Source organism: Micromonospora sp. CNB394 (genome assembly GCF_000374985.1).
GTDB lineage: Bacteria > Actinomycetota > Actinomycetes > Mycobacteriales > Micromonosporaceae > Micromonospora > Micromonospora marina.
Genome location: NZ_KB895844.1, coordinates 110259 through 122075, shown reverse-complemented (window position 1 = coordinate 122075; position 11817 = coordinate 110259). Strand labels below are relative to the sequence as shown.

The 11817-nt window shown below is 74.2% G+C and carries 13 protein-coding genes; 8 read left to right on the top strand and 5 right to left on the bottom strand.

Annotated features, from left to right (window positions below):
• Positions 1 to 347: 347 nt before the first annotated feature.
• Positions 348 to 617, top strand: coding sequence for a hypothetical protein (locus tag C569_RS30655; protein WP_018787724.1), 270 nt, complete (start codon positions 348 to 350; stop codon positions 615 to 617).
• A 45-nt stretch (positions 618 to 662) separates the two neighbouring features.
• On the opposite strand, the gene C569_RS0120925 is transcribed toward C569_RS30655, so the two are convergent.
• Positions 663 to 1469: a hypothetical protein gene (locus tag C569_RS0120925; RefSeq protein WP_026268441.1), complete on the bottom strand. Its 807-nt coding sequence runs from the start codon at positions 1467 to 1469 to the stop codon at positions 663 to 665.
• Between the two features lie 74 nt (positions 1470 to 1543).
• Between C569_RS0120925 and C569_RS0120920 the strand changes: the two genes are divergently transcribed.
• Together C569_RS0120920 and C569_RS0120915 are read left to right on the top strand one after the other, a co-directional pair.
• Positions 1544 to 2488 (top strand): Ppx/GppA phosphatase family protein, encoded by a 945-nt coding sequence (locus tag C569_RS0120920; protein ID WP_018787722.1) that lies wholly within the window; start codon positions 1544 to 1546, stop codon positions 2486 to 2488.
• 75 nt (positions 2489 to 2563) lie between these two features.
• The gene (locus C569_RS0120915) at positions 2564 to 3370 is read left to right on the top strand and encodes a sugar phosphate isomerase/epimerase (RefSeq protein WP_026268440.1); all 807 of its coding nucleotides are present in this window, start codon (positions 2564 to 2566) and stop codon (positions 3368 to 3370) included.
• 55 nt (positions 3371 to 3425) lie between these two features.
• On the opposite strand, the gene C569_RS0120910 is transcribed toward C569_RS0120915, so the two are convergent.
• From C569_RS0120910 to C569_RS0120900, 3 genes are read right to left on the bottom strand one after another with little or no spacing between them, the layout of a single operon-like run.
• Positions 3426 to 3992 (bottom strand): CGNR zinc finger domain-containing protein, encoded by a 567-nt coding sequence (locus C569_RS0120910; RefSeq protein WP_018787720.1) that lies wholly within the window; start codon positions 3990 to 3992, stop codon positions 3426 to 3428.
• 19 nt (positions 3993 to 4011) lie between these two features.
• Positions 4012 to 5178 carry a glutathionylspermidine synthase family protein gene (locus C569_RS0120905; RefSeq protein WP_026268439.1) on the bottom strand — a complete coding sequence of 389 codons (1167 nt, stop codon included), beginning with the start codon at positions 5176 to 5178 and terminating at the stop codon, positions 4012 to 4014.
• Position 5179: 1 nt separating this feature from the next.
• Complete coding sequence (locus tag C569_RS0120900; protein ID WP_231394852.1) at positions 5180 to 5455, bottom strand: hypothetical protein; 276 nt, start codon at positions 5453 to 5455, stop codon at positions 5180 to 5182.
• A gap of 118 nt (positions 5456 to 5573) precedes the next feature.
• On the opposite strand from C569_RS0120900, the gene C569_RS0120895 reads away from it, so the two are divergent.
• A complete protein-coding gene (locus C569_RS0120895; RefSeq protein ID WP_018787717.1) occupies positions 5574 to 6494 on the top strand; it encodes a proline dehydrogenase family protein in 921 nt (306 codons plus the stop codon).
• A 1-nt stretch (position 6495) separates the two neighbouring features.
• Here the strand turns inward: C569_RS0120895 and C569_RS33305 are convergent, their stop codons facing one another.
• Positions 6496 to 6669 carry a hypothetical protein gene (locus C569_RS33305; protein ID WP_018787716.1) on the bottom strand — a complete coding sequence of 58 codons (174 nt, stop codon included), beginning with the start codon at positions 6667 to 6669 and terminating at the stop codon, positions 6496 to 6498.
• Positions 6670 to 6817: 148 nt separating this feature from the next.
• Here C569_RS33305 and C569_RS0120885 point away from each other — a divergent pair, with 148 nt between their 5' ends.
• From C569_RS0120885 to C569_RS0120870, 4 genes are read left to right on the top strand one after another with little or no spacing between them, the layout of a single operon-like run.
• Positions 6818 to 8227 (top strand): hypothetical protein, encoded by a 1410-nt coding sequence (locus tag C569_RS0120885; protein ID WP_018787715.1) that lies wholly within the window; start codon positions 6818 to 6820, stop codon positions 8225 to 8227.
• 29 nt (positions 8228 to 8256) lie between these two features.
• Positions 8257 to 9654, top strand: coding sequence for an efflux RND transporter periplasmic adaptor subunit (locus tag C569_RS0120880; RefSeq protein WP_018787714.1), 1398 nt, complete (start codon positions 8257 to 8259; stop codon positions 9652 to 9654).
• Positions 9651 to 10499 carry an ABC transporter ATP-binding protein gene (locus tag C569_RS0120875; RefSeq protein WP_018787713.1) on the top strand — a complete coding sequence of 283 codons (849 nt, stop codon included), beginning with the start codon at positions 9651 to 9653 and terminating at the stop codon, positions 10497 to 10499. Before C569_RS0120880 ends, C569_RS0120875 begins: the two co-directional genes overlap by 4 nt.
• Positions 10496 to 11680 carry an ABC transporter permease gene (locus C569_RS0120870; RefSeq protein WP_013288760.1) on the top strand — a complete coding sequence of 395 codons (1185 nt, stop codon included), beginning with the start codon at positions 10496 to 10498 and terminating at the stop codon, positions 11678 to 11680. Before C569_RS0120875 ends, C569_RS0120870 begins: the two co-directional genes overlap by 4 nt.
• Positions 11681 to 11817 lie beyond the last annotated feature (137 nt).

Here is an 11817-nt window from a genome sequence, read left to right as displayed (position 1 = left end):
AAGGGTCTGAAGCAGGTCGACGGCTGGCAGGACATGCCCCTGACCAAGGCCGCCCAGACCGTCCAGGTGTCCGCCTACCCGGACCACTACGCCCAGTGGGAGCAGCAGGCCGCCGACCTGGTCGCCGAACACTGGAACAAGTAAGCGAGACAGGCCGGCACCCCGACGACGGGGTGCCGGCCTTTCACGCGTTCTCAGCGCACGACCTTGACGTTGCCCAGCCGGCCGTAGAGGCGCAGCCCCAGCCAGATCGGCAGCAGCATTTCGGTGCCCCGTCCCTGGTGCCGACGGCGACCTCGTGTCCCAGCTCGGCCACGCGAGCGGTGATGGTCCGTCCCACTACGCCGGTGCCCAGTACTGCGAACACCGCGGCCGAGTCAGCGGCCGGCAGCCCGGTGCACGCCCGTACCGTCGAGCACAAGAACGCGGTACGGGCCTGGGTGACCGACCTGGCCCGGCAGTCCGGGGCGGCCGAACCGGAGTCGCTGGCCCGCCAGCTCACCCTGCTGCTCGACGGTGGCCTGGCCGACGGGGTGCTCGACGGCGACCCGGCGGTGGCCGACGCGGCGAAGCGGAGCGCCCGCGCCCTGGTCGACGCGGCGCTGCGGGAGCGTTAAGAAGGGGCCCTTCCTCTACCGGAGGCGTTAATAAGGGGCCCTTCCTTACTCGCTGGCCGGGTGGGGGGCGATCTGACCCTGGCGCTGTCGGGCGGCGCAGAGTTCGGCCAGCTTCGCGTACGCGGGCGCGCCGATCAGCGCGGTCAGCTCCGGCCCGTACGAGACGTACATCGGCTCGGCGCCGACGTGCGCGTCGGTGGAGGACGTGCACCACCAGTCGAGGTCGTGCCCGCCGGCGCCCCAGCCGCGCCTGTCGAACTCGGCGAGCGTGGAGATCAGCACCTTCGTGTTGTCCGGCCGCTTGTGCCACTCCTGGTCGCGGCGTACCGGCAACTGCCAGCAGACGTCCGGCTTGTACTCCAGCGGGTGCACCCCGTCGCGCAGCGCCTGGGCGTGTAGCGCGCAGCCGCCCCCACCGGCGAAGCCGGCGTCGTTGAGGAACACGCACGGTGCGTCCACGTCGCGGGTGGCGGTACGCCGGGCCGGGGTCTTGCCGTCGACGGTGTCGTTCTCGGTCCAGTTCTTGAACCCGCGCCGGAAGTGCTGCCACGTCTCCGGCGTCAGCTTCTTCACCGCCGCACGGACGCGCTTCTCGTCGTCGGAGTCGGTGAAGAACGCGCCGTGCGAGCAGCACCCGTCGGCGGCCCGCCCGGCGACGATGCCGTGGCACCCCTGGCCGAAGATGCACGTCCAGCGGGACAGCAGCCAGGTCAGGTCGGCGCGGACGACGTGCTTCGCGTCGGCCGGGTCGACGAACTCGATCCACTCCCGTGGGAAGTCCAGCCCGACCTCGCGGCTGCGCGGGTCCTCGGGGTCGTCCACCAGCACGTGAAGCTCGATCTGCCCTGTCACTCGGACCAGCGTACGCGCGGTGACCCGGCCCGGCCGCCGAGCCGACGAAACGTGTTGGCCCTAGTGTCTCTCCCATGCGACTGGGTGTCCTCGACGTCGGTTCCAACACGGTGCACCTGCTGGTGGTCGACGCCCACCACGGCGCGCATCCCTGGCCGGCGCACTCGGAGAAGGTGGTGCTGCGGCTGGCCGAGCAGATCGGGCCGGACGGCGCGCTCACCGAGGGCGGCGCGGACGGCCTGGTCGAGGCGGTCGGCATGGCCCGGGCGGCGGCTGACGGGCTGGGCGCCGAGGATCTGCTGGCGTTCGCCACGAGCGCGGTCCGCGACGCCACGAACGCCGCCGACGTGCTGGCCCGCGTCCGCGACGAGACGGGCGTACGCCTGGAGGTGCTCTCCGGCGCGGACGAGGCGCGGATGACGTTCCTGGCGGTGCGGCGGTGGTTCGGCTGGTCGGCCGGGCGGCTACTGGCCATGGACATCGGCGGCGGCTCGCTGGAGCTGGCCGCCGGGATCGACGAGCACCCGGACGTGGCGATCTCGCTTCCGCTCGGCGCGGGGCGGCTCAGCCGGGAGCGGCTCGCCGTCGACCCGGCCGGCCTGGCGCCGCCGTCGGCTGAGGCCGTGGAGGAACTGCGGGCGTACGTGGACGCGCAGCTCGACCCGGTGGTGGAGCAGTTGACGGCGGTGGGCTGGGAGCGCCCGGTGGCCACCTCGAAGACGTTCCGCACGCTGGCCCGGCTCGCAGGCGCCGCGCCCTCCGGCGCGGGTCTGTGGGCGCGCCGGAGTCTGACCCGTACCGGGCTGCGGCAGGTGCTCGGGTTCGTCAGGCACATCCCGCCGGCCCAGTTGCCGGAGCTTGAGGGGGTGAGCGCGCAGCGGGCGCACCAGCTCCTCGCGGGCGCGGTGGTGGCCGAGGCGGTGATGCGCCGCCTCGACGTCGACTGCGTGGACGTCTGCCCGTGGGCGCTGCGGGAGGGAGTCATCCTGCGCCGGCTGGATCAGCTCGCGCCGATGTGACAGTGCGAGCGCTCTGGGTTGCTTTGCGGTTGCTCGTCCCGATGCTTGCCGGCGGTTGGAGCTACCCTCGGGGGTGTGACTTACCGCGTTCCGGTGCTCCTGTCCACGTCCTCGGTCTTTCCCGAGCGGACCGCGGCGGCGTTCCAGCTCGCCGCGGAGCTCGGCTACGACGGCATCGAGGTGATGGTCTGGACCGACCCGGTCAGCCAGGACGCGGGCGCGCTGCGCGGCCTCGCCGAGCACTACGGCGTCCCGGTGCTGTCGGTCCACGCACCCTGCCTGCTCGTCACCCAGCGGGTGTGGAGCCCCGACCCGTGGGAGCGGCTGCGCAGGGCCGCCGAGCTGGCCGAGACGCTGGAGGCGCCCACTGTCGTGGTGCACCCGCCGTTCACCTGGCAGCGTGACTACGCCCGTACCTTCGCCGACGGGCTCGACGCCATCGCCGGGCAGTTCGGCGGCGTGCACTTCGGGGTGGAGAACATGTACCCGGTGCGGATGGCCGGACGGCAGTTCGTCCCGTACGCGCCGGGCTGGGATCCGACCGAGATCGGGTACGCCTCGTACACGCTGGACCTGTCGCACTGCGCGGCCTCGCACACCGACGCGTTGGCGATGGCCGACCGGATGGGGTCCGGGCTGGCGCACGTGCACCTGGGCGACGGCACCGGCGAGGGGCGTGACGAGCACCTGGTGCCCGGCCGTGGCGGCCAGCCGTGCGCGGAGATGCTCCGGTCGCTCGCCGGGCGGGGGTTCACCGGCTCGGTAGCGGTGGAGGTGACCACCCGGGGCGCGAAGAGCCGCGCGGTCCGCGAGACGGACCTGCGGGAGTCCCTGGAGTTCGCCCGGGCCAACCTGACCGCGCCCTCACCGGTCGACGCCTGACCGGCGCTCGCCGCCCCGGCCGCTCGTACACGGGCGGCGGCCGGGACGCCGCAGGTCAGCTCACCGGGGACAGCGGCTGCGCCGGGACGGCCTGCTCGCCGACCGCTGCGCGCTTGCGGGCCCGATGCGCCGCCACGTGGGAGCGGGTGGCGCAGCGCTCGGAGCAGAACCGCCGGCAGCAGTTGGACGAGGTGTCCAGGTAGACGTTGCCGCAGCGGTCGTCGGCGCAGACCCCGAAGCGGGCGCTGCCGTACTCGCACAGCCACACCGACAGGCCCCAGACCGCGCCGGCCAGGTATTCGGAGGAGACCGACGCGCCCCGGCTGGTCACGTGCATGTGCCAGTCGGAGGAGTCGTGCCCGGAGATTCGCGGTTGCACCGGGAACGCCTCCAGTAGCGCGTTCAGCTCCGCGACCGCCTCGTTGTCCCGGCCCGAGGTGCCGTACTCGAAGACGTCCCGGAGGCGCTTCTGGGCTCGCCGGAAGATCGCCAGGTCCCGTTCCGCGACCTCGTCGCGCATCCAGCCCTGCTCGTCCGAGAAGACGGCCCGCAGGCCGTCCAGGTCGTCCAGCCGGGCGTTGACGAGCTCGACCCCGGTCCGGGCGTACGCGTCGAAGTTCACGACACCAACGGTAGACGACTCAGAGCGCACGCGGTGCGTCGATGTAGTGGGGCAGGAACCGCGCGTAACCGTCAGTGATGAGGCTCTCGCTCTCGCGTACGCCGGCGCCCGCCGACCCGCCGTCCACGATCCAGCTCCCCAGCACCGTCCGGTTGCCCTCGAACTCGGGCAACGCGCGGAACTCCTGGAAGCAGAAGCCCTCCTCGCCGTAGATCCCCGGGTTCGTGATCTCCGTGTCACCGGTCACGATGCGTACCGAGCCGCCCTCGCGGCCGAGCAGCGGCTTGGCCACGTACTCGGTCATGCCGCGCGGCGAGTCCAGGTACGCGGGCAGCAGGTAGTCGTGCCCCGGGTACATCTCCCAGAGCACCGCCAGCAGCGCCTTGTTCGACAGCAGCAGCTTCCAGGCCGGTTCGATCCAGGTGGTGGGCGTGCCCGGGTCCAGCGCGGTCCGCCCGTACGGCTCGGCCAGCATCCACTCCCAGGGGTAGAGCTTGAAGCAGGTGGTGATCGGCTTGTCGGCGGCGTCGACGAAGCGCCGCCCGTCCCAGCCGACCTGCTGGATCGGCATGAGCGTCACGTCCAGCCCGGCCTGGCGGGCCGTCTCGGCCAGGTAGCCGGCGGTGATCTGGTCCTCGCCCGACTCCTCCTCGTCGGACCAGAGCACGTGCGCCCGCGGCTCGTGCAGCCCGGCGCCGATCTTGGCCCATGCGCCGACCAGGCGTTCGTGCAGGCTGTTCCACTGGTCCGCGTCCGGGCGGGTGTGCTCCAGCCAGTACCACTGCACGATGCTCGCCTCGACCAGCGCGGTAGGGGTGTCGGCGTTGTACTCCAGCATCTTCGGCGGCCCGCTGCCGTCGTACCACAGGTCGAACCGGCCGTAGAGCGTCGGCGGGTTCTCCCGCAGCGAGCGGGCGACCGCCTCGGCGGCCCACCCGGGGATGCCGAACTCGGCGTACCGGCGGCGGGCCACCACGTGCTCGGCGGCGGCGACCGACATCCGGTGCAGCTCCTCCGTGGCCTCCTCCAGCCGGAGCACCTCGTCGAGCGTGAACGAGTACGCGGCCGTTTCGTCCCAGTACGACATGATCTCGCCGTCGGGCAGCTCGGTGTCCACGTACACCAGGCCCTGGGCCCGGATGGTCCCGTCCCAGCCGGGACGCGGCGTGGTCGCCTCGCGGCGCACGTCAGCCGCCGCAGGAGGCGAGGTGGGTGCCGAAGCCGCCGCGCTCAGGCAGCGCCGCGGCCGGGGCGGGTTCGCCGCGCCCGGCGGTGGCCGGTGCGGGCACGCGCAGGGCGACCGCGACGGTGTCGCCGCCTCCGCCGGCCGGTCCGAGCGCGCAGTCGTCATCGTCGTCGTCGTAACCGTTGTTGCAGCCGGAGAGCGCGAGGGCCAGCGCGGTCAGCGCGCCGAGCTGCACGGAGGCCGAGCGGAGCCGGCGCCGGGGGTGTCGTCGATCCACGTGATTGTTGTAGCCGATCCCCGCCAGCCGAGGCTGCTCGGGCCAGGCCGCAGGGTGGGAGGCAGTGGGCCTCGGACGCACCCGGCGGGGGCTCGGTGGTGAGCGTTACGCTCGGCTCATGCTCCGTTCCGTCATCCTCGCCGCCTCCCGGTCTTCCCAGGTGGAGCGGCTCGTCGCGACGGCCCCGTTCACCCGGGACGTCGTCCGCCGGTTCGTCGCCGGCGCCACCACCGACGACGCGCTGCGCGCCACCCGTGAGCTGGTCGCCGACGGCCAAGCGGTCACCCTCGACTACCTGGGCGAGGACACCACCACCCCGGATCAGGCGAACGCCACCCGGGACGAATACCGCACGCTGCTGAGGCGCCTCGCCGCCGCCGGGCTCACCCCGGCGGCCGAGGTCAGCGTGAAGCTGTCCGCGTTGGGCCAGATGTTCGACGAGCAGCTCGCGTACGACAACGCGCGGGCGATCTGCGCGGCGGCCGACGCGGCGGGCACCACTGTCACGCTGGACATGGAGGACCACACCACCACCGACTCGACGCTGGACATCCTGGCGAAGCTCCGCAAGGACCACCCGGGTACGGGCGCGGTGCTGCAGGCGTACCTGCGGCGGACCGAGTCGGACTGCCGGGAGCTGGCCTCGGCCGGGTCGCGGGTGCGGCTGTGCAAGGGCGCGTACAAGGAGCCGGAGTCGGTGGCGTACCAGTCCGCCCGCGAGGTGGACAAGTCGTACGTGCGATGCATGAACGTGCTGATGTCCGGTGATGGCTACCCGATGCTGGCCACGCACGACCCGCGGCTGATCGCGATCGGCGAGGACCGGGCGCGCTGGTTCGACCGCGACCCGGGCCGGTTCGAGTTCCAGATGCTCTACGGCATCCGCCCGGAGGAGCAGCAGCGCCTGGTCGGCGAGGGCTACACGGTGCGGACGTACGTCCCCTACGGCGACCAGTGGTACGGCTACCTGATGCGCCGGCTCGCGGAGCGCCCGGCCAACCTGGCGTTCTTCGGCCGCGCGGTGCTGTCGAAGAAGTGAGTCAGTCGTTCGACCAGGCCCGGGTGCACAGCACGAGGCGGCAGCCGTCCGGGTCGGCGAACGTGACACCCCACCTGTCCCAGTGCGGGCCGGCGGAGACCCTGGTCCCGCCGGCCCGTTCCAGTCTCGGGACCAGCTCGTCGTCGGGCGGGCCGTCGAGTACGCGCGGCAGCACCCCGGCCGCTAACGGGCCGCCCAGCGCGCGTCCGATCCGGCCGACCCCGACCTGAGAGATCCTGGAAGGTTTAGGCCCCTCTGGGGGCACTTTCCTAAACGGCGGGGGACTCTTTCCCGGAACGCCCGATTGGTCGTACCCTTCGCCGGTGACCGACGGCGACGAGCAGCCTCCCGGCCGGACGGCGGACGGCGACGAGCCTCCTCCCACCGTCGAAGCCGTCGCCCCGGCCTCGGCCCCGGACGCGGCGTCGTTGGCGCACTTCGCCGCTGGTCCGGCCCCGTATCCCGTACCGCCGGCGCAGCCGCGGGCGGTGCGGAAACGGCGGTGGCCGCTCTGGACCGCGCTCGGGCTCGCGCTCGGCCTGGTGGCGGGCGCGGTCCCCGGCGTACTCCTGCGGGAGCCGGCGCCCGATGCGGCCGGGCGGCCGGCCGCGGCGGACGACCCGGGCACGGCGGCGCAGCGGCGGCTCGGCGAGCGGATGCTCGCGCTGCTGGACCGGCAGGCCACCGCGCTCGTCGGCGCGGACCGGGCGGGCTTCCTCGCGGTCGCCGAGCCGGCGGCCCGGCCGGCGCTGAGCCGCCGGTACGCGGCGCTGCGGGCGCTGCGGGTCACGACCTGGCGGCCGACGGCCGACGGGGTGCCGGCGGAAGCCGACGGGCGACCGGGGGAGTGGCGGTTCGCGGTGACTGTCGGCTACTGCTTCGTGGTGCCGGACTGCGCGCCGAGCACAGTGGAGCTTGGCACGCGTTGGCGGCTGGCGGGGGAGGAACCCCGGCTGACCGCGCTGGAACCGTCCGAGACGGACCCGGCGGGCGTGCGGCCGTGGCAGGCGGACGACCTCGCCGTGACGGTCGGCAAGCGGGTGGTGGTGGCCACCACCCCGGCCCAGCGGCGCAAGCTGCCCGGCCTGCTCGCCCAGGCCGAGACCGCGGCGCGGGCCGCGGACCGGTACGCGATCGGCGGCGGCCCGCCGGACCGGTACCTCGTCTTCTACGCCGCCAAGGGCGAGTGGCAGCGCTGGTACGGCGGCGGACGGCCGAAGTGGACAGCCGGTTACGCGGTGGGCGTCGGGGGTGGGCGCCACGACGTCGTGCTCAACGCCGAGATCGTCACCCCGGCCGGCATCGACGACCTGCTCCGGCACGAGCTGACCCACGTGGCCTCGCTGCCCGACCGCGGCTACGCCGACCGCGCGGACTGGTGGCTGGTGGAGGGGCTGGCCGAGTACGCCGGAGCCGACGGCCAGCCGGTGCACCGCTACGACGGCCTGGCCGAGGTGCGGGACCTGCTGGGCGGCGGCTGGTCCGGGCGGCTGGAGGCGGTGGCACCCGCCGACGACGCGAGCGACGACCGGGTCGGCGGCGCGTACGGCGTCGGCTACCTGGCCGTACGCCACCTGGTCGACAGGTACGGCGAGCAGCGGATGCTGGACTTCTATCGGGCCGTGGTGCACCAGGGCCGGACCCCGGAGCAGGCCGCAGACGAGGTGTTCGGCGACCCGTGGTCGATGCTGCACGACGACTGCATGGCGTACCTGCGGGCGGTCGTCGGCTGAGCCGTCGACGCCTGTCGACGGGTCGTAGCATGGTCCGGGTGGCCCGCACTCCCTCGCCGCGGCTGCCCGCGGCCCGCCGCCCCCGTCTCGTCACCGCACTTCTCGCGGTCGTCGCGCTGACCGGCACGACCGCCGCGTCCTGCGGCGACGACGCCCCGGCGGTCACCGTCGCCGAGGTGGGCCGCGCGCCGGTCAGCGAGGTGATCGACGCGCCCGCCACCGTCACCGCGCGGGCCGCCGCCACGCTCACCGCCCCCGCCGACGGCACACTGGCCCGCCTGCGGGTCCAGCCGGGCCAGCGGGTGAGCCGGGGGCAGGTACTCGCGGTGATCGACTCGCCGTCGGCCCGGGACCGCCTGGCCAAGGCGCGGGACGCGTTGCGCGCGGCGAAGCGGGCCGGGCCGGGCACCGGCCCGGGCGACCTGGGCGGCAGCCGGCGCGGCACCGACCGGGCCGCCGACGAGGCGTTCGCCGCCGCCCGCGCCGCCGCCGGCAAGGTCGGCGACCCGCAGGTACGCGCCGCGCTGCTGCTCCACGTCCAGTCGGCGCAGCGGCAGTACGAGTCGGCCGCCCGCGCCGCCGACCGGGCCGTGGCCCAGGTGCAGCGCGGGGTCGCCGGCCTGAACAGCGCCGTCGGCGCGCTGTCGGCCGCGCAGCGAATCCAGGCCCAGCAGGCGTACGACCTGGCGAAGGCGGCAGTGGACGCGCTGACGTTGCGCGCGCCGATCGCCGGTGTGGTGCAGCCGGGCGGCACCCGGGCGGCGGCTGAAGCCGACCTGGCCGGGCTGCTCGGTGCGACCGGTGGCGCGGCGGTGCCCGGTCTCGACCCGTCGGCGCTCGGCACGGGCGGGCAGGGCGGCCCGCCGCCGGGGGTGGACGACGCGATCCCGGCCGGTGGCCGGGTCACCGCCGGGACGCCGGTGCTCACCGTGGTGGACATCGGCCGGCTCGGCCTGCTCGCCGAGGTGGACGAGACCGACGTGCTGCTGGTCCGGGCCGGGGTGCCCGCGTCGGTCGAGCTGGACGCGGTGACCGGTGCGACGTACGACGCGACGGTGCGGTCGGTGGACGTGCTGCCCACCAGCTCGGCCCGGGGCGGCGTGACCTACCGGGTCCGGCTCGACCTGGGCACCGGCCGTCTCGGTGAGGCCGAGGCCGCCCCGGCGCCCCGCCCCGGCATGAACGCGGTGGTGCGGCTGCGGGTGCGGGAGGCCGCCGACGCGGTGGCCGTGCCGGCGTCGGCGGTGTTCTCCGCCGACGGGCGGGACGCGGTCTGGGTGCTGCGCGACGGCCGGGCCGGCCGGGTACCGGTGACGGTCGGCGTGCAGGGGCAGGACCTGGTGCAGATCGTCGACGGCGTACGGGCCGGTGACCGGGTGGTGGTGCGCGGCGCCGACCAGGTGCGCGACGGCCAGGAACTGCCGTGACCGTACCGGCGGTCGAGGCGGTCGACGTCTGGCGCACGTACGAGCTGGACGGTGTCTCGGTGTCCGCGCTGCGCGGGGTGTCGCTCACCATCGACCAGGGCGAGTACGTGGCGGTGATCGGCCCGTCCGGCTCGGGCAAGTCGACGCTGATGCACCTGCTCGGCGGGCTGGACCGGCCCAGCGGCGGCCGGCTGGTGATCGGCGGGCGGGACGTGACCACACTCACCGCGCCGGAACTGGCGACGCTGCGCAACGAGACCATCGGCTTCGTGTTCCAGGCGTTCCACCTGCTGGCCCGGACGTCGGCCGTGGACAACGTGGCGTTGCCGCTGGTCTACCGGGGCGTCGGGGCGCGGCAGCGGCGGGAACGGGCGGCGGCGATGCTGGGCCGGGTCGGGCTCGGCCATCGGCTGCACCACCGGCCCAACCAGCTCTCCGGCGGCGAGCAGCAGCGGGTGGCGATCGCCCGGGCGCTGGTGACCGAACCGGCGGTGCTGCTCGCCGACGAGCCGACCGGCAACCTGGACAGCGCCACCGGCGAGGCGGTGCTGGAGTTGCTGGAACGGCTGAACGCCGAGTCCGGGGTGGCGCTGGTGATGGTGACCCACGACCAGGAGGTGGCCGCCCGGGCACACCGGCGGATCGCGGTACGGGACGGGCTGATCCGGTCCGACAGCCTCCTTGATCGACCGGCGTCGGACGGCTCCCGCGTACCTGCGACACTGGACCCCGCTCCCAGCGCGGAGCCCCGGTCCGCGTCCGGAAGCGGCCCGGGGCACCCGCCCGGTGGCTCCGGTGGCGCCACCGGAGCCACCGGGCGCCTTCCGCGGGAAGACGCCGGATGAGGTTGGCCGAGGCGTGGCGGGTGGCGTCGGACGCGCTGCGGGCCAACCGGATGCGCAGCCTGCTGACCATGCTCGGCGTGATCATCGGGGTGGCCTCGGTGGTGATCCTGGTGGCTATCGGCACCGGCACGAAACAGCAGGTCGAGCAGCAGGTCGAAGGGCTCGGCTCGAACCTGCTGCTGGTGGTGCCGGGCCGGATCGAGGTGGGCAACGCGCCGGTGGTCTCACCGCTGGACCTCAGCGACGCGGACGCGGTGTCCCGGGTGGTCGGCGACCCCGGCCGGGTCGCCGTCACGGTGGCCTCCGGCGCGACCGCGCGGGCCGGCAACCGGTCCGACTTCACCACCGTGCAGGGCGTCCTGGAGACCACCCCGTCGGTGTTCACCAGGTCGCTGTCGCGGGGCCGCTACCTCACCGGGGCGGACGTGGACACCAGCCGCCGGGTGGCGGTGCTCGGCGACTCGGTGGCCCGGGCGCTGTTCCCCGACCGGGATCCGCTCGGTCAGCAGGTCACGCTGGCCGGCGTGCGGTTCCGGGTGATCGGCGTCTTCGCTCCGCTCGGGCAGAGCCTCGGCGTGGACCGGGACGACGAGGTGCACGTACCGGTGACGGCGGCGCAACGGCTGTGGGGCACCCAGCGCATCGACGGCATCGCGGTGAAGGCGCCGGACCGGGAGCGGATCGACGAGCTCGGTGACCGGATCGTCGCGGAGTTGTCGCGCCGGCACCCGGACACCGAGTTCAGCGCCGTCACCCAGCGGCAGATCCTCGGCGTGCTCGGTGACATCCTGGGCGTCCTGACCGGTGTGCTGGCCGCCATCGCGGGCATCTCGCTGCTGGTCGGCGGCGTCGGCGTCTCCAACATCATGCTGGTCTCGGTACGCGAGCGGACCCGCGAGATCGGCCTGCGCAAGGCGGTCGGTGCCCGCCCCCGCGACATCGGCGTGCAGTTCCTGCTGGAGGCGGTGCTGCTCACCTCGGTCGGCGGGCTGACCGGGATGGCGCTGGGCGTGGGCACCGCGCTGCTCGTGGACGCGTTCTCGCCGATCCCGGCGGCGATCACCTGGTGGTCGCTGGCGCTGGCGTTCGGCGTCTCCGCGGCGGTCGGCATCGTCTTCGGCGTGGTGCCGGCGCAGCGGGCCGGACGGCTCGACCCGGTGGTGGCGCTGCGCGCCGAGTAGGCGATGGCGCTGCGCGCCGAGTAGGCGTTATCGGACGAGCCACCCGTCCGGGCGAAAAAGCCCTGGTGGACACCGGGTGAACGGCTGTCTCGCCATGATCAAAGGGTGGAAGGGATCGCGCAGGCCACAGCCGTCCC

Coding starts and splice junctions, on each gene's coding strand:
- C569_RS0120920 (WP_018787722.1), top strand. CDS start 1,544: ATGCGACTGGGTGTCCTCGACGTCGGTTCCAACACGGTGCACCTGCTG.
- C569_RS0120895 (WP_018787717.1), top strand. CDS start 5,574: ATGCTCCGTTCCGTCATCCTCGCCGCCTCCCGGTCTTCCCAGGTGGAG.
- C569_RS0120880 (WP_018787714.1), top strand. CDS start 8,257: ATGGTCCGGGTGGCCCGCACTCCCTCGCCGCGGCTGCCCGCGGCCCGC.
- C569_RS0120870 (WP_013288760.1), top strand. CDS start 10,496: ATGAGGTTGGCCGAGGCGTGGCGGGTGGCGTCGGACGCGCTGCGGGCC.